We start from the raw sequence: 17,605 nt of genomic DNA on the forward strand, positions 1-17,605 counted from the left end.
CAATATGACCTCTTACTGTGCCTGAACCCGCAGCTCAGCGGCGCTGCGACTACGGTGACCCAACAATGCCTTCACATCACTGGACTTCGGTTTGACCAACGCAAACTTCGCTGCCCATTCCGGCCAATTCGCCAGGATCTCTTCTGCGCGTGAGGAACCGGTCGCCTGTACATGTTCGGTAATCAAACCACGCAGGTGTTCTTCATGGATGGCCAGTTGGTCAACAGCCAAGACTTCCACCAGTTCTGGGTTAACACGTTTACGAAACTCACCGTCTTCATCCAAGACATAGGCGAAACCGCCGGTCATTCCCGCACCAAAGTTAATGCCGGTTTTACCGAGGACACAAACAATCCCCCCGGTCATGTATTCACAACCGTTATCGCCAATTCCTTCGACCACGGTAATGGCGCCGGAGTTACGCACCGCGAAACGTTCACCCGCACGGCCTGCCGCGAACAGCTTGCCCCCGGTGGCACCATATAGGCAGGTGTTACCCACAATGCTCGCTTCATGACTGCGGAAGAATGACCCCACTGGCGGACGCACGGCAATACGGCCACCAGCCATCCCTTTACCCACATAGTCGTTGGCATCCCCGGTCAGGGTCAGTTCAACCCCACCGACATTCCATACACCAAAACTCTGCCCAGCAGTCCCGGAAAAATGCACTTTGATCGGGTCGGCAGCGATGCCCTGGTCACCATGCCGCGCGGCAATTGCCCCTGACAGGGTTGCACCAACCGAACGGTCAGTATTGCAGATATCAAAGTAGAGCGTCTTACTTTGCTTGGCTTCAACATGCGGCAACGCCTGCGCCAGCAACGCTTTGTTTAGCACGCCGTGATCGAATGGCGGGTTACTGCTTTCGGTACAAAACGGCGCTTTACCTGCATGAGGTGTCGCGGTTTGCAGCAACGGCGACAGATCCAGCTTGCTCTGTTTCGCCGTAATCCCATCCAGTTCGTTAAGCAGATCGGTGCGGCCAATCAAGTCAACCAGTTGGCTAACACCCAATTCCGCCATAATTTCGCGGGTTTCACGGGCGATAAAGTGGAAATAGTTAACCACCCGCTCTGGCAGACCGTGATAGTGATCACGGCGCAATTTTTCATCCTGGGTCGCAACCCCTGTCGCACAGTTATTCAGGTGGCAAATTCGCAGGTATTTACAACCCAGCGCCACCATCGGCCCGGTACCAAAACCAAAGCTTTCTGCCCCCAGGATCGCCGCTTTAACAATATCAACACCGGTTTTCAGGCCGCCGTCCACCTGTAGGCGAATTTTATGACGCAGACCATTAGCCACCAGCGCCTGCTGAGTTTCCACCAGCCCCAGTTCCCACGGGCAACCTGCGTGCTTGACCGATGAAAGCGGACTGGCCCCCGTACCACCGTCATAGCCAGCAATGGTGATCAGGTCAGCATAGGCTTTCGCCACCCCAGTCGCGATAGTCCCGACCCCCGGCTCTGAAACCAGCTTCACCGAAATCATGGCCTGTGGATTGACCTGCTTAAGATCAAAGATCAACTGAGCCAAATCTTCGATGGAATAAATATCGTGATGAGGAGGTGGTGAAATCAGCGTTACGCCCGGTACGGAATAACGTAATTTAGCAATGTAAGGGGTAACTTTATCCCCGGGTAATTGCCCCCCTTCACCGGGCTTGGCCCCTTGAGCCACTTTAATCTGGATCACATCAGCGTTAATCAGGTAAGCCGGGGTGACACCAAAACGGCCAGATGCCACCTGCTTGATACGAGACACTTTGTTAGTGCCATAACGCGCTGGATCTTCACCCCCTTCACCGGAATTGGAGAAGCCCCCCAGGCTATTCATCGCTATCGCCAGTGATTCGTGTGCTTCCGGGCTGAGTGCCCCAATGGACATCGCCGCCGTATCAAAGCGCTTAAACAGTGACTCAGCCGCTTCAACCTGCTCAACCGGAATAGCCGTCTGTTGCGGTTTGATGGCCAACAAGTCACGCAACGTAGCTATTGGGCGTTGATTTACCAGCTTGGCATAGGCCAGGTAATCACGGTATTCGCCACTGTGTACTGCCTGCTGCAATGAATTGACAACATCAGGGTTATAAGCGTGATATTCCCCACCATGAACAAATTTTAGCAACCCGCCCTGCTCCAACGGTTTACGTTTCATCCAGGCGCGCTTGCTCAAATTCTGCAAATCTTGTTGAAAATCAATAAAGTTGGCACCACCAATACGGCTGACCACCCCTTGAAAACACAAATCAGACAACTCACGGTGCAGGCCAACCGCTTCAAACAATTTCGAGCAACGGTAAGAGGCAATAGTGGAAATGCCCATTTTGGACATGATCTTGTAGAGCCCCTTATTAATGCCATTGCGGTAGTTCAGCATTACATCGCGGTGTTTTTTATCGATCGCCCGGTCATCTACCAGCTTGGCTAAACTTTCATAAGCTAAATAGGGGTAAACTGCGGTGGCACCAAAACCCAACAGTACCGCAAAGTGGTGAGGATCACGGGCGCTGGCGGTTTCTACGATAAGGTTAGCATCACAACGCAGGCTTTTTTCCACCAGCCGGGTCTGAATCGCCCCCACGGCCATTGGTGCAGGAACAGGCAAACGCTGGTTGCTGATAGCGCGGTCAGACAGCACCAGCAATACCGCCCCACTACGCACCTTACGCTCTGCTTCATCACACAAAGAACGGATAACCTGCTCCAATTCTGCTTCTGCCGGATCAAAGGTCAGATCAAGAATATCGGCTCGATAGTATTCACCTTCCAGCGTGGTGAGCTGCTTGAAATCTGAATACAGCAGAATCGGGGATTTAAAGCTCAAACGGTGGGCCTGACCTTCGGCTTCACAGAACACGTTCATTTCACGACCAATACTGGTGGCCAATGACATCACATGCGCTTCACGTAATGGGTCGATAGGTGGGTTAGTCACCTGGGCAAACTGCTGGCGGAAGTAATCATAAATAATGCGTGGACGGCTGGACAACACCGCAAATGGGGTATCGTCCCCCATTGAGCCGGTTGCTTCCTGGCCCATATCCCCCAACACTCGAACCACCTGTTCAAGCTCTTCACTGCTGTAACCAAACTGCTTCTGGTAAGTCTCCAGGGTGGCATCATCCATTTCACGGCTGCCCACCTGATCATCCGGCAGATCTTCAAACGGCACCAGACGCTTAACGTTTTTCTCCATCCACTCTTTATAGGGGTGGCGACTTTTCAGGTCATTGTCGGTTTCGGCAGAATGCAAAATCTGACCCGTGCGAGTATCAATCACCATCAACTCACCGGGACCTACACGGCCTTTTTCCACCACTTCATCGGGCTGGTAATCCCAAATACCCACTTCTGACGCACAGGTAATCAATTTATCTTTGGTGATCACATAACGTGCCGGGCGTAGACCGTTACGATCCAGGTTACAGGCTGCATAGCGGCCATCGGACATCACGATACCTGCCGGGCCATCCCACGGCTCCATATGCATCGAGTTGAAGTCAAAGAAGGCGCGTAAGTCAGCATCCATATCCGGGTTGTTTTGCCAAGCTGGTGGCACCAACAGGCGCATAGCGCGGATTAAGTCCATTCCCCCACTGAGGAACAGTTCCAGCATATTATCCAGCGAACTGGAGTCAGAACCGGTTTCATTAACAAACGGCGCGGCATCGCGCAGATCCGGAATCAGTGGCGTTTTGAATTTATAGGCACGAGCCCGCGCCCACTGGCGGTTACCGGTAATGGTGTTGATCTCACCGTTGTGCGCCAGATAGCGAAATGGCTGCGCCAAAGGCCAACGCGGCACGGTATTGGTAGAAAAACGCTGATGGAACAGGCAAATAGCAGATTCCAAACGCAGATCTGCCAAATCGAGATAGAAGCGCGGTAGATCTGCCGGCATACACAAGCCTTTATAGATCGTCACCAAGTTGGAGAAACTGCAGACATAAAAGTCATTATCCTCCACGCGCTTCTCAATACGGCGGCGGGCGACAAAAAGGCGACGCTCCATATCCCGTGGACGCCAGCCTGCGGGAGCATTAACGAAAATCTGCTCAATACGCGGCAAAGAAGAGAGCGCTATCTCACCCAGCACATCCGGGTTGGTGGGAACCTCACGCCAACCGACAATCGACAGTGTTTCGTTCTGCAGCTCCTCTTCAACAATACGGCGGCTGGCACGGGCCTGCTCTTCGTCCTGACTGAGGAACATCATCCCTACTGCATAGTTTTTAGCTAAGCGCCAACCGCGATCTTCCGCCACCATGCGGAAAAAACGGTCAGGTTTTTGCAATAACAAACCACAACCATCCCCTGTCTTACCATCAGCGAGAATAGCACCACGGTGCTGCATACGAGCCAGTGCGTGGATCGCAGTACGCACTACCTTGTGGCTAGGTTCGCCTTCTATATGGGCAATCAGGCCGAAACCACAGTTGTCCCTCTCTTGGGATTTATCGTACAACATCATCAATGAACCTCCCCGGGCTCTGTGTAACGCTTACAACCTACTGCGAGGGGGCTTCCCAAGAAGTCCAATCAGCAAGGTCAAGATCGACAATCTGCTTTTCCGCCCTCTATCAATGGCCTCTGGTGAAAAGATTCACAAGTGGTAGCTAACTTGTTCTAAGAGGGGGTCTTAAGTTAATGCATAATTATGACGAGATATTTGCCCGCCAAGAAAGCTTTCCAGCGGACTCCCAACTTAGCGAGAAAGGATACTCAGGTCAAATATCGCTTACACAGCGGCTTTCACGCTAGAAACAGCAATTAATCATCTGAAAAATAAAATATTTTAGCATTTTTGACCGTAATGAAAAGGCAGATGAGTAGAGTGAAAAACGTGAGCGACATCACTATACTTTCCCCATCACATCTCTTAAGCATGCTGATTAAAGTGATATATTCAGATTATTACTCTTATAAAGGCATAGTAATTATTATTTGTAACTATTTTTCACTGTTATGCCATAAATAACTTAACCCAACGATGAGGATTAGCAAATTTAATTACCACTCTAATGAGTTTATTTGCACTAATGATGAATAGTTATGTAATTTTCCGCCTTTAAAGAAAAGCGTTGATCTCGGTCATCGCAGGGAAAGTCTTTTCTGGTTATACCTAGGGGACTGACATGACAAGCAGCATACACCGGGCTGCCCGCCTCTCTGTAACTTGAATGACGACAGGCATCATCCCCCGTTTTAAACACAGAGAGACCTCAGAATTATGCAGTTGCCACAGCTAGTCAATATGTTTGGCAGCGATCTTCAACGCCGTTATGGTGAAAAAATCCATAAACTCACGCTGCATGGTGGGTTTAGCTGCCCAAATCGTGATGGCACGCTAGGAAGGGGAGGTTGTACTTTCTGCAACGTGGCCTCGTTTGCCGACGAACAGATGCAACAGCAAACTATCGCCGCGCAGTTAGCCATTCAGGCGAAAAAGGTCAATCGGGCAAAACGCTATCTGGCCTATTTCCAGGCCTATACCAGTACCTATGCGGAAGTCGAACTGCTGGCCAATATGTATCAGCAGGCGCTGATGCAGGCAGAGATCATCGGTATCTGTGTCGGCACCCGGCCAGATTGTGTGCCCACAGCGGCGCTTGATCTACTGGCCAGTTATCGTGAACAAGGTTTTGAAGTATGGCTGGAGTTAGGGCTACAAACGGCACAGGATAAGACCCTCAAACGTATCAACCGTGGTCACGACTTCGCCTGTTATCAGCAGACCACACGCCTGGCACGCCAACGCGGTCTGAAAGTCTGCTGCCACCTGATTGTTGGCCTACCAGGGGAAACACACCAGCAACACCTGTCTACACTACAAGCGGTCATTGACTGCGGGGTTGAGGGTATCAAGCTGCACCCACTACATATTGTCACCGGTAGTATTATGGCACGAGCCTGGCAGGCCGGGCGTCTGCCCGAGTTGCCCCTGGAAGAGTATGCTTTCAGCGCCGGTGAAATGATCCGCCATACGCCTAAAGAGATTATTTACCACCGTATTTCCGCCAGTGCACGCCGCCCCACCTTACTGGCCCCGTTATGGTGCGAAAACCGCTGGAATGGTATGCAGGCTGTAGGGGGCTATCTCCTGAACCAAGGTGGACAAGGTTCTGCCCTGAGTTCAGACCAGCGCTATCATCCCTAGACTGACTACCGGGTAGTAATTTGCAATCACTCCCACACTTCATTGTAAGGTTGCTTATTTCCACCCTATTTTGCGGTATGATTTATATCCGTCATCAATCATGCTGTCGCGTTGTTGACTGCAACTGAAAACCACTGACCTCTGCTAGGAATAGCTCATGAAGCAAATCCGGATGTTAGCGCAGTATTATGTTGATTTAATGGTAAAACTAGGGCTGGTGCGCTTTTCGCTGTTACTGGCTTCCGCGCTGGTGATTCTGGCCATGGTGGTACAGATAGCGGTCACCATGCTGTTGAGTGGTCGGGTAGAAATGCACGATATTCTCCCTTCTATCCTGTTCGGTTTAGTCATCACCCCTTTGGCAGTCTATTTTCTTTCCGTGGTGGTGGAACAACTGGAAGAGTCGCGACAACGCTTGGCTCGGCTGGTGGATAAACTGGAAGAAATGCGCCACCGTGATCTCACCCTGAATCAACAGATGACAGAGAACATCACCCAACTCAATCAGGAAATTGTTGACCGTATCAAAGCGGAAGAAGAGCGCCACCAGGTGATGGATAAACTGACCAAAGAGATGGAACAGCGTGAAATTGCCCAGGTGGAGTTCGAACAACAGTCCGTTCTATTGCGTTCCTTTCTCGATGCTTCACCAGATTTGGTTTACTACCGTAACGAAGTTAGACAGTTCTCCGGCTGCAACCGGGCAATGGAACTGTTAACCGGCAAAAGTGAAAAACAATTGATTGGTCTTACCCCCTTTGAGGTGTACAGCAAAGAGGTCGCGGAAAAAATCATCGAAACCGATGAAAAAGTCTTCCACCACAATGTCTCTCTGACTTATGAACAATGGCTGGTCTATCCCGATGGGCGCAAAGCCTGTTTTGAACTACGTAAAGTGCCCTTTTATGACCGCGTCGGTAAACGCCACGGGTTGATGGGCTTTGGCCGTGATATCACCGAACGCAAGCGTTACCAAGACGCCTTAGAGAACGCCAGCCGGGAAAAGACCACCTTCATATCCACGATCAGCCATGAGCTGCGTACACCGCTGAACGGCATTGTCGGATTAAGCCGCATTCTGCTCGATACCGAATTGAACGACGAACAACTGAAATACCTGAAAACTATCCATGTCAGCGCCATTACCCTGGGTAATATTTTCAATGACGTCATCGAGATGGATAAACTCGAACGCAACAAAGTACAGCTTGATAATCAGCCCGTCGATTTTACCGGTTTTCTAGCGGATCTGGAGAATCTTTCCGGCCTATTAGCCCAGCCCAAAGGGCTGCAATTGGTGATGGAACCGCAACTGCCACTACCAGCTCAAGTCATGGCTGACGGCACGCGCTTGCGTCAGATCCTGTGGAATCTGATCGGCAATGCGGTGAAATTCACGCAGCAGGGGCAAATCGTCGTACGCATCAAGTATGAGGAGCAAAAACGGCTGGTGTTTGAAGTGGAAGACTCTGGCATGGGGATCCCGCTGGAAGAACAAGAGAAAATTTTCGCCATGTACTACCAGGTCAAAGACCAGCATGGTGGCCACCCAGCGACGGGAACCGGTATCGGTCTGGCGGTTTCTAAACGGCTGGCACAGAGTATGGGCGGGGATATTACGGTAAAAAGCGCACCGGGGCAGGGTTCCTGCTTTACCTTGACCATCGTCTCTCCAGCCATGGAACCGACAGAGGACCAGATAGAGGTTGAGGAAGAGCTACCACTGCCAGCACTGCATATCCTGTTGGTGGAAGATATTGAGCTGAACGTCACCGTTGCCTGCTCGGTGTTGGAAAAACTGGGAAACAGCGTAGAAGTCGCGATGAATGGCCATGATGCGCTAGCGATGTTTGACCCTGATGAATTTGATCTGGTATTGCTGGATATACAATTGCCGGATATGACTGGACTGGATATCGCACGCATATTACGCGAGCGTTATGCTCACCGCACCCTGCCCCCATTGATTGCCTTGACAGCTAACGTATTGAAAGACAAAAAAGAGTATCTGGCTGCAGGTATAGACGATGTGCTGAGCAAACCGTTATCAGTACCCGCCCTAACCGCGATGATTAAACATTATTGGGATCATCAACCGCTACATACCCTAAAGAAAACGGAGCAAGAACCGATGCAGATTAATGAGTCGTTTCTGGATACCACTATGTTGGAGCAATACATAGAGCTGGTTGGGCCTCAGTTGATTCATCAAAGCCTGGCCATGTTTGAACAGATGATGCCAGGTTATCTGGCGCTGCTGGATTCCAATATGACCGCACGCGACCAAAAAGGGATCGCTGAAGAGGGGCATAAAATCAAAGGTGCCGCTGGTTCCGTAGGACTTAAACATTTGCAGCAATTGGCACAGCAGATCCAGACGCCAACCTTACCAGCTTGGTGGGATAACGTGCAGGATTGGGTCGATGAGTTGAAACAAGAATGGCGCAATGACGTAGCGATGTTACGTGCTTGGGTAGAGAGCGCTGAAAAAAAATGACCCCGACCGAAGCCGGGGTGCGCGAAGTATTGCGCCAACACCAGGGAAATCGACTACCTGTACATTGGTATTGCGTGTTCTGTCGAACAGGTCTTAAATAACTCATGCACATCATACAGTGAACAACATAGCAAATGTAAGTGTTCTCGTTAGAAGATTCATTAAAAAATGTGATGTACTTATTATTTGTAAACACTAAGTCCACCTTGATAGGTCATCCTAACCGGGAGAGCCGCAATCAAGCGAGTGAGTATCGTGCTAAGTGGTTAGCTATTGATGATAGTGCCCAGATCCATAAAGTGTTCCTTACGTTAATCGCATAAGATGATATTGGTATACCAGTGGTTTCTTTTTATACAAAAAGAGAGCAACAACCTATAATTAAACAGTTATCCAGCGATAAAATACCCGGGCAATGTGACGTTTTTTTTGCGGCGACATCGATTATCCGAAGAGAAATTTATCGCCTATCACAAACAGATGCTAATCAATTGGGTGGGGTAATCGCTCTTGGTGGATGCACTGGGGTAAAGAATTTGAGTGATTTTACTAATGATGGTGCTGAATATTTGGCTGATAAATATTTAGCCAAACTTACTCAACCAATGCATAAGATAGGTAAAACAATAGAACTTATCTGCTTTCCCTTTGTTTTATTGCCCAAAATTCACGTCTGACCATTGGAATCGTTCCCTCTCTTGATAACGTGATGGATAACCTGGGTAGGGAAAAGGTGATTTTCTCTGTCGATGATATCGAGACAAGTGAGTGTTGAATTTAACGAAATGAGAATACTTTCACGCAAAACCCTATTGCCTCGCCTGTGGTCTTGGGCAAAACGTGGTGCCATAACCCTCATGGGCTTATGGTTGGCAGGCATTATCCTGTTTGCTTTTCTGCCTGTACCATTTTCCGCCGTAATGGTGGAACGACAAGTCAGCGCCTGGCTCAGTGGTAATTTCCGTTATGTGGCCCATTCCGACTGGGTTGCACTGAATGATATTTCACCCAATATGGCCTTGGCCGTGATGGCTTCTGAAGATCAAAAGTTCCCTGACCACTGGGGATTCGATATTGATGCCATCGAAAAGGCCATCAGCCATAATGAAAAAAACCAGACGTCTATCCGTGGCGCCTCTACACTATCGCAACAAACAGCAAAGAACCTGTTCTTGTGGGATGGCCGTAGTTGGCTACGCAAGGGGCTGGAAGCTGGATTAACAACAGGTATTGAACTTGCCTGGGCCAAGCGCCGTATCTTAACCGTTTACCTGAATATCGCCGAATTCGGTGACGGAATTTTTGGTGTAGAAATGGCAGCACAACGCTTTTTCAACAAGCCCGCGATACGCCTAACCTCTTCCGAGGCGGCCTTGCTGGCAGCCGTGTTGCCTAACCCGCATCGTTTTAAAGTGAATGCCCCTTCTCGCTATGTGATTCAGCGACAACAATGGATTTTGCACCAAATGCAGCAACTCGGAGGAAAGAGCTTCCTCAAGGAAAATGAACTGAATTGACCGACGATTTCACCATAGGGGCGCTCTGGTGCGCCCCTATGATGCTAAATACTCGACAACTCAACTACTGATGTTTATTAGCAATGTTTATTACCGATGCCGGTACATTTTATTATCGTTGGGCATCACTGCCCGGCGATTTTCATTTCTGGCAACAGAACAGAACCACATTGAATATTGCTACGTGTTTCAATATCACTACCGATACTCACAATATTGCGTAACATATCCTTCAAATTACCAGCAATGGTGATCTCACTGACAGGATATTGGATCTCGCCGTTTTCAACCCAGAAACCAGCAGCACCACGGGAATAATCGCCGGTAATACCGCTGACCCCCTGCCCCATTAACTCAGTGACCACCAGCCCTGTCCCTAGCTGCTTAAGCATGCCAGCAAAATCATCCCCTTGCCCGGCTATGCGCCAATTGTGGATCCCTCCGGCATGACCAGTGCTACGCAACCCCAGCTTACGTGCCGCATAGCTAGTCAGGAGCCAAGTCTGCAACACGCCCTCTTTGACAATATCACGGCGTTGAGTGCGAACACCTTCGCTATCAAAAGGCGTTGAAGCCAACCCTTTCAGCAAATGTGGGTGTTCTTCAATGGTCAGCCACGCAGGCAGGATCTGTTGGCCCAGCGAATCAAGCAGGAAGGTGGACTTACGGTAAACACTACTACCACTGATGGCACCCACCAAATGGCCAAACAGACCGGTTGCCACTTCAGAAGCGAACAATACTGGCGCTTTCATGGTCGCCAGCTTACGAGGTGCAAGACGGGCCAAGGTGCGGCGTGCGCACTCCTGCCCCACCCACTCCGGGCTCGCCATATCTTCTATTGCGCGGCCAATGGTATAAGCGTAATCACGCTCCATATCACCTTCTTGCTCGGCAATCACACTACTGGAGAGCGAATGGCGGCTAGAGCAGTAACCTTGCAACATGCCATGACTGTTACCGAACACCTTGATCCCGTAATGGCTGTTGAAACTCCCGCCCTCGGTATTGGTAATCCGCTTGTCGGCTGCCAGTGAAGCCTGTTCGGCACGAGCCGCCAGTTCAATACCTCGGTCAGCATCCAGTTCTGTGGGGTGAAAAAGATCGAGATCAGGGGCATCAAACGCCAGTAACTCTTTATCTGCCGGACCTGCGTTAGGATCTGAAGAGGTATAACGCGCGATGTCCAACGCCGCCTGGACTGTGCGGGAAATAGCGTCTGGGCTGAGATCGGTAGACGAGGCACTGCCTTTACGGTTTTGACAATAAACCGTAATACCTAATGCGCCATCGCTGTTGAATTCAATGTTTTCCACCTCACCAAAACGGGTGCTGATGCTAATACCGGTGGTTTTGGTCACGGCAACTTCTGCTCCATCGGAACCGGCACGCGCCAACTCCAGAGCCTGTGAAACCGCTTGTTCCAGCGCCTTGCGCTGTTCTGCAACTTGAGTGACTACTTTCATCAGTCGGCCATCATTGATCAGAGAATCGTTGGAAAAAGTGCCGTAGCGGCATAATCTTACACCCAATAGCACGCTAAAATTATTTCAGGCTGCACATTTATGCTCAAATGATGCCAGATTGGAAGCTCAAATGATGCCAGATTGCAGTCTGAAATGAACTCGAATAGATGAGTTTGAGTCTAACAGGAACCGCACGAAATTTCGCATAAAGCCGACAACCTGTTAGGATTAGCCTCTTTTTAACGGAGCCTGCCATGAACAAACTGCCTAAAGACTGGCTCGACGATGTCCCGCAGAACGAAAACCAGGACGAAGACGAGATTATCTGGGTCAGTAAAAGCGAAATAAAACGTGACGCTGAAACACTAAAAGACTTGGGAAGCGAACTGGTCGAGTTGGGTAAAAATGCGCTGGAGCGTATCCCGCTGGATGAAGATCTGCGCGCAGCCATAGAATTGGCACAAAAGATCACCAGAGAAGGTCGACGCCGCCAGCTTCAACTGATCGGTAAAATGCTACGTGCGCGTGATGTCGAACCGATTAATACCGCCCTCGATAAATTGAAGAACCGCCATAACCAGCAAGTTTCGCTGTTCCACAAGTTGGAAACGCTGAGGGATCGTCTGGTGGAAGAGGGTGACGATGCCATCCCCTCGGTGTTGGAGTTATATCCAGAAGCCGATCGTCAACAATTACGTGCACTGGTGCGTAATGCGCAAAAAGAGAAGGCTGCTAACAAGCCGCCGAAATCATTCCGCCAAATCTTTCAATACCTGCGCGATCTGGCTGAAGCGCAACAATAACTCACCCACCGCCTCACCAGGAATGAATGATGCTCATCCCTGGTGATGGGTTAGCGTATTGCTGACCTCTCGCATATTGAACCGCAGTTTACCCTCCAGCTCTTCCTCCGCTTCCTCAAGTAACAGAATAATGGCGCCAAAACGGCGTGTGCGGCGAGCATTAAGATTGAGAAATTCAATCTCCACCGGCAGATTAATACCGCCAGTCACCTCATCCCATAACGCATCAAGATTGGCACCAAATTCGCCATTTTTACCCAATCCGAATTGTTCGGCAAAGCGGCGATAGAATGTTGGCAAGTCTGGTATCTGGTTAAAATCAAACTCTACTTTCCCCATTGGCTCACTCCACTCGAACGAAGTTTTTATAATGGTCATTGGTGGCAAAAATCAAGCCATCACTGGAATACAACAACCGATCACTCCCGCGGTGACCACATTGATAGTTAATATCCGCTTCGTACCATACTCGTTTGTTGGTAGTAGGTAACTGCCGTTCACGATTTGAAAAATAGTCACCGCCAATAGCCTTACCCGGTAATACAGAACAGAGATCGCCTTTGCGGGAATTCCAGCCTTGCTCCCGTGCCTGCTTTTTCGTGATGTAGTAGTCCGGCAGCCGCCGATGCTGCTGCAAATAGCTAACCACGCGTTTCTGCTCTGTCAGCTTATCGATGCTTTCCGCCGCTGCTGCCGGGGCAGAAACAGGAGCGATAACACGCCCTTCATTCTCATATAGCACACTGAAACCGGCGACAGCAGCAATAAGCATCGCTATTAGCGTACGTTTACTCATACATTCCCTGATTAATAGCAAAAAATAATGAATTAAGGATGACAGCCCAGTAACATTTGCTCTGCCATTGACGGCAGGCAGCACCAACAGATATCGCCATCAATCATGCCACTTTCTAACACACCTGACACCTTGTATCCTCAGGTTGATGCATGCTGCAGCGGATATCCCACTTGAATCCATCTGAGGATTAAATCTGTCACCTTTCTTTTTATCTCATCGCGATGAGCCCCCCTTTACCTTCAAATGGCTCTGATTCTCTATTAGAAACTTTAGGCTATTTTCATCCACTCGCCAAACGGTTATGCGATAAAAATAGCTTAACTCGAGCTAAAAATTCGTCGAGATAAACATTTAAAGCATATCCCACCAATTAAGTTGAGATGGCGATTCTGACCCCGATCTGGCCCCGGTTAGTGCCTCTTGCTTCCATCCCAACGGATATGATTTATTAATCCGTTCCGGCAAGGAAAGTGGCGTTGAAACGACACATTGAGATTCATGCCACCAACACAATATCAATACAATAATAGGAATCACCATGGAGAAGATCCCACGCACGCATGTGGTTTACGCCATGTCACGTGATAATGCCCCTGTCATCAGTATCGCCAGCGGCAGTGACGTTTGTTTTGAAACCTGTGACTGCTTTGAAGATCAGATTGCTTCTGAGCAGGCCACGTTTACCGAATTAGATTGGAGCCGAATCAACCCAGCCACTGGCCCAGTTTACGTACAAGATGCCGAGCCTGGCGATATATTGCGGGTCGCAATCAAACGTATTACCCCACGCAGCAACCAGGCGGTGATGGTCACGGCTCCCGGTCTGGGAGTGATTGGCGATCAACTCCAGCAACCGCAAATTCGTACCATCCCCTTGGAAGAGGGATACGCACTACTGCCAGGCGGTGTGCGCTGGCCGTTAAAACCGATGATTGGTGTAATTGGTGTTGCCCCAGCAGGGGAAGCCGTGCCTTGCGGAACACCTGATGCTCATGGCGGTAATATGGACTGCAAAATTATCACTGAAGGCTGCACACTTTGGCTACCGGTGAACGTTCCTGGTGCCCTGTTTGCCCTTGGTGATTTGCATGCCGCCATGGGCGATGGCGAAGTGTCAGTCTGTGGGCTGGAGATCCCAGGTGAAGTCGTGGTGAATTTGACCGTAGTAAAAGAGTGCACTCTGCCCACTCCGATGATAAGTACCCAGGAAGCACTCTATACCGTGGCCTCGGCGAAAACCCTGGATGACGCGGCCAAATTGGCGACACACAATATGGCACACTTTGTCGCCGATCACAGTCAGCTTTCCCTCGCCGATGCCATTAATGTGCTGAGTATCACTGGCGACCTGCAAATCTGTCAGGTGGTTGATCCACTGAAAACTTGCCGCTTCTCGCTACCACGTAGCGTGGCAACCCAGTTAAACATCAGCCTGGACTAGGAGTCCGAAGCATGTCTGTAGAACAATTTGGCTATAAACAGGAATTGCACCGTACCCTGACACTTAAAGATCTGGTGATTTACGGCATGATCTTTATGGTGCCCATCGCCCCCTTTGGCGTCTTCGGCTATGTGTGGGATGGCTCAAACGGAATGGTGGCACTGGCTTATCTGATCGGTATGGTCGCGATGTTCTTCACCGCGATGAGCTACTGGTCAATGTCCCTTGCCTTTCCGGTTTCCGGTTCGGTTTATGCTTATGCGCAGCGTGGTATTCATGAAACCGCCGGTTTCTTTGCCGGTTGGCTAATCCTGCTGGATTACATTCTGGTCCCTTCACTACTGTATATCGTCAGCGCGGCGGCTCTGAGGCCGATTCTGCCTGATGTTCCGTCCTGGTTATGGATAGTGAGCTTTATCGTCATCAACAGTGCCGTCAACCTGGTAGGGATTAAATTCACTGCCCGGGCTAACCGCTACATTTTGGTCGCTGAGATTGTGATCCTGACCATCTTTGTAGTGATGGGGCTGATTGCACTCTATTCCGGCGAAGGGGCGGGTGGGCTGACGCTAAACCCACTCTATAATGCCGAAAAATTCAGCCTGCCGCTGGTTATGGGGGCGGTCTCCATTGCGGTGCTCTCCTTCCTGGGTTTTGATGGTATTTCGACATTATCTGAAGAGAGTAAAGGTGGCGCCGATGCTGTAGGCAAGGCCTCCCTGTATGCCTTGCTGCTGGTAGGGACGCTATTTATCCTGCAAACCTGGATCGCGGCAGACTTGGCTGCAGGTAAAAGCTTCACCAATCTGGATACCGCGTTCTATGACACCGCCAATCTAGCGGGGGGAACCTGGCTAAAACAGGCCACTATCTGGGCAACAGCCATCTCTTGGGGGATCGCCAATGCGTTAGTGGCACAGGCGGCGATCTCACGCATTCTATTTGCCATGGGGCGTGACCGTCAATTGCCGCAGATCCTGGCAAAAGTACACCCCCGGTTTAAAACCCCTTATGTCAGTACGCTGCTGGTTGCGGTGATCTCTCTCGCTTCTGGGATCTATTTTGATGGCAGGATCGATAACCTGAGTCGTCTGGTTAACTTCGGGGCTTTGATGGGCTTTATGCTGCTGCACCTATCAGTGATTAACCACTACATTATCCGTCAGAAATCCACTGCGTGGGTGAAGCACCTGTTGTTCCCGTTCGTTGGTCTGCTCATCATCGGCTTTGTGCTGTATGAAATGGATATGGAAGCGAAAATCCTCGGTCTGAAATGGCTGGGCTTGGGCATCGTCTACTACTTTGTGCTGCGGGTGGTTCTGAAGAGAAAAGCCGTGCTAAATTTGGAAGATTAACCCGCTATAACGATAAAACCAGCTATAACGATAAATTGCCGGGCAAAGCGGTAATACGTTTTTGAACGGTACTTGCATCGGGCCTCGACATGTAGTGTCGAGGCCCGGTGATTATTACGCAGTGCCACCAACGGTTAAAGAATCAAGCTTCAACGTCGGTTGCCCAACGCCAACCGGTATACTTTGCCCCTCTTTACCGCAAACACCCACGCCTTGATCCAGCGCCAAATCGTTACCTACCATCGAAATCTGTTGCATCGCCTCAATACCCGCACCAATCAGCGTAGCCCCTTTCACCGGGGTGGTAATGCGACCCTTTTCGATCAAATAAGCCTCTGACGTGGAGAACACAAACTTGCCAGAGGTAATATCCACCTGACCTCCACCAAAGTTTGGCGCATATAAGCCATAATCGACGCTGGCGATAATCTCTTCCGGTGTAGATTTCCCCGCCAACAGATAGGTATTGGTCATGCGCGGCATCGGTAAATGGGCATAAGACTCACGGCGACCATTACCCGTCGGGGCCACTCCCATCAAACGCGCATTGAGTTTGTCCTGCATATAACCTTTAAGAATACCGTTTTCGATCAACACATTGTACTGACCTGGCACCCCTTCATCATCAATAGACAACGACCCTCGACGCCCCTGAATCGTGCCGTCATCCACCACGGTACAGAGTTCAGAAGCCACCTGCTTGCCCATCTGCCCACTGAATACCGAAGTACCACGGCGGTTGAAATCACCTTCCAAACCATGCCCGACAGCTTCATGCAACAGCACGCCAGGCCAACCTGCCCCCAAGACCACCGGCATGGTACCAGCAGGCGCGGCCACGGCGGAGAGGTTGAGCAAGGCCATACGCACCGCTTCTTTGGCATAAGCGTCAACACGGATTTCACCCTCAACGCTTTGCAGAAAATAGTCATAACCAAAACGACCACCGCCGCCACTGGAGCCACGTTCGCGCTTGCCATCCTCTTCCACCAGCACACTAACGGAAAAGCGCACCAATGGCCGAACGTCCGCAGCCAAAGTGCCATCGGTTGCTGCCACCAGCACTTGTTCATAAACACCGGTAATACTGGCCGTAACTTCCTGCACCCGTTTATCTTGCGCGCGTGCCACTTTATCCACCCGATGCAACAGGGCAATTTTCTCTTCACGCGGCAGGCTTTGTAGCGGATCAAGCAGTGGATACAGCGCCTGATGGCTGATTTCACCCAGGGTATGCACTTTGCCGTTGCCACCGTCACGCACAATGCTGCGTGCCGCCTGAACACTTTGGTTCAACGCATTCAACGTTAGCTGGTCGGCATAGGCAAAACCGGTCTTTTCACCGCTCACCGCACGCACACCAACACCTTGATCTATATGGTATGAGCCCTCTTTGATAATGCCATCTTCAATTCCCCAAGCTTCATGATAGCTGGATTGGAAATAGAGGTCGGCGTAATCAAGGCGGCGTTCAGCCAGTTGCCCCAATGCGGAGAAAAGGTCTTGATGACTCAGCTTATTCACAGCGAGTAACTGCTCACTGACAAACGTCAGGCTCATAGTTT

At 50.3% G+C, this 17,605-nt stretch carries 12 protein-coding genes; 7 read left to right on the forward strand and 5 right to left on the reverse strand.

Annotated features, from left to right (window positions below; all coding sequences use genetic code 11):
* Window positions 1-12: 12 nt before the first annotated feature.
* The gene (gene gltB, locus IO95_RS05370; RefSeq protein WP_037384251.1) at window positions 13-4,473 is read right to left on the reverse strand and encodes a glutamate synthase large subunit; all 4,461 of its coding nucleotides are present in this window, start codon (window positions 4,471-4,473) and stop codon (window positions 13-15) included.
* Window positions 4,474-5,235: 762 nt separating this feature from the next.
* On the opposite strand from gltB, the gene IO95_RS05375 reads away from it, so the two are divergent.
* The 4 genes from IO95_RS05375 to mtgA all read left to right on the forward strand — a co-directional run bounded on the left by IO95_RS05375 (window position 5,236) and on the right by mtgA (window position 10,176).
* Window positions 5,236-6,162: a TIGR01212 family radical SAM protein gene (locus tag IO95_RS05375; RefSeq protein WP_023489913.1), complete on the forward strand. Its 927-nt coding sequence runs from the start codon at window positions 5,236-5,238 to the stop codon at window positions 6,160-6,162.
* A gap of 157 nt (window positions 6,163-6,319) precedes the next feature.
* Window positions 6,320-8,659, forward strand: coding sequence for an aerobic respiration two-component sensor histidine kinase ArcB (arcB, locus tag IO95_RS05380; RefSeq protein WP_023489912.1), 2,340 nt, complete (start codon window positions 6,320-6,322; stop codon window positions 8,657-8,659).
* Window positions 8,660-9,000: 341 nt separating this feature from the next.
* Window positions 9,001-9,336 carry a hypothetical protein gene (locus IO95_RS23425; RefSeq protein WP_051791112.1) on the forward strand — a complete coding sequence of 112 codons (336 nt, stop codon included), beginning with the start codon at window positions 9,001-9,003 and terminating at the stop codon, window positions 9,334-9,336.
* Between the two features lie 108 nt (window positions 9,337-9,444).
* The gene (mtgA, locus tag IO95_RS05390; RefSeq protein WP_037384254.1) at window positions 9,445-10,176 is read left to right on the forward strand and encodes a monofunctional biosynthetic peptidoglycan transglycosylase; all 732 of its coding nucleotides are present in this window, start codon (window positions 9,445-9,447) and stop codon (window positions 10,174-10,176) included.
* Between the two features lie 125 nt (window positions 10,177-10,301).
* Here mtgA and pmbA read toward each other — a convergent pair whose 3' ends face one another.
* On the reverse strand, window positions 10,302-11,642 hold the full coding sequence (pmbA, locus tag IO95_RS05395) for a metalloprotease PmbA (RefSeq protein WP_023490108.1): 1,341 nt from the start codon (window positions 11,640-11,642) through the stop codon (window positions 10,302-10,304).
* Window positions 11,643-11,896: 254 nt separating this feature from the next.
* On the opposite strand from pmbA, the gene yjgA reads away from it, so the two are divergent.
* A complete protein-coding gene (gene yjgA / locus IO95_RS05400; RefSeq protein WP_023490109.1) occupies window positions 11,897-12,445 on the forward strand; it encodes a ribosome biogenesis factor YjgA in 549 nt (182 codons plus the stop codon).
* Between the two features lie 33 nt (window positions 12,446-12,478).
* Here the strand turns inward: yjgA and IO95_RS05405 are convergent, their stop codons facing one another.
* Together IO95_RS05405 and IO95_RS05410 are read right to left on the reverse strand one after the other, a co-directional pair.
* A complete protein-coding gene (locus IO95_RS05405) occupies window positions 12,479-12,784 on the reverse strand; it encodes a barstar family protein (protein ID WP_023490110.1) in 306 nt (101 codons plus the stop codon).
* A gap of 4 nt (window positions 12,785-12,788) precedes the next feature.
* A complete protein-coding gene (locus tag IO95_RS05410; RefSeq protein WP_023490111.1) occupies window positions 12,789-13,241 on the reverse strand; it encodes a ribonuclease domain-containing protein in 453 nt (150 codons plus the stop codon).
* Between the two features lie 541 nt (window positions 13,242-13,782).
* Here IO95_RS05410 and IO95_RS05415 point away from each other — a divergent pair.
* Together IO95_RS05415 and IO95_RS05420 are read left to right on the forward strand one after the other, a co-directional pair.
* Entirely contained in the window at window positions 13,783-14,685 is a 903-nt protein-coding gene (locus tag IO95_RS05415; protein ID WP_023490112.1) for an acetamidase/formamidase family protein, read from the forward strand.
* An 11-nt stretch (window positions 14,686-14,696) separates the two neighbouring features.
* Complete coding sequence (locus tag IO95_RS05420) at window positions 14,697-16,040, forward strand: APC family permease (protein WP_023490113.1); 1,344 nt, start codon at window positions 14,697-14,699, stop codon at window positions 16,038-16,040.
* Window positions 16,041-16,154: 114 nt separating this feature from the next.
* On the opposite strand, the gene tldD is transcribed toward IO95_RS05420, so the two are convergent.
* A complete protein-coding gene (gene tldD, locus IO95_RS05425; RefSeq protein WP_023490114.1) occupies window positions 16,155-17,600 on the reverse strand; it encodes a metalloprotease TldD in 1,446 nt (481 codons plus the stop codon).
* Between the last annotated feature and the right edge of the window lie 5 nt (window positions 17,601-17,605).

It is taken from the genome of Serratia sp. DD3 (assembly GCF_000496755.2).

Coding starts and splice junctions, on each gene's coding strand:
- gltB (WP_037384251.1), bottom strand. CDS start 4,473: ATGTTGTACGATAAATCCCAAGAGAGGGACAACTGTGGTTTCGGCCTG.
- IO95_RS05375 (WP_023489913.1), top strand. CDS start 5,236: ATGCAGTTGCCACAGCTAGTCAATATGTTTGGCAGCGATCTTCAACGC.
- arcB (WP_023489912.1), top strand. CDS start 6,320: ATGAAGCAAATCCGGATGTTAGCGCAGTATTATGTTGATTTAATGGTA.
- mtgA (WP_037384254.1), top strand. CDS start 9,445: ATGAGAATACTTTCACGCAAAACCCTATTGCCTCGCCTGTGGTCTTGG.
- pmbA (WP_023490108.1), bottom strand. CDS start 11,642: ATGAAAGTAGTCACTCAAGTTGCAGAACAGCGCAAGGCGCTGGAACAA.
- yjgA (WP_023490109.1), top strand. CDS start 11,897: ATGAACAAACTGCCTAAAGACTGGCTCGACGATGTCCCGCAGAACGAA.
- IO95_RS05405 (WP_023490110.1), bottom strand. CDS start 12,784: ATGGGGAAAGTAGAGTTTGATTTTAACCAGATACCAGACTTGCCAACA.
- IO95_RS05410 (WP_023490111.1), bottom strand. CDS start 13,241: ATGAGTAAACGTACGCTAATAGCGATGCTTATTGCTGCTGTCGCCGGT.
- IO95_RS05415 (WP_023490112.1), top strand. CDS start 13,783: ATGGAGAAGATCCCACGCACGCATGTGGTTTACGCCATGTCACGTGAT.
- IO95_RS05420 (WP_023490113.1), top strand. CDS start 14,697: ATGTCTGTAGAACAATTTGGCTATAAACAGGAATTGCACCGTACCCTG.
- tldD (WP_023490114.1), bottom strand. CDS start 17,600: ATGAGCCTGACGTTTGTCAGTGAGCAGTTACTCGCTGTGAATAAGCTG.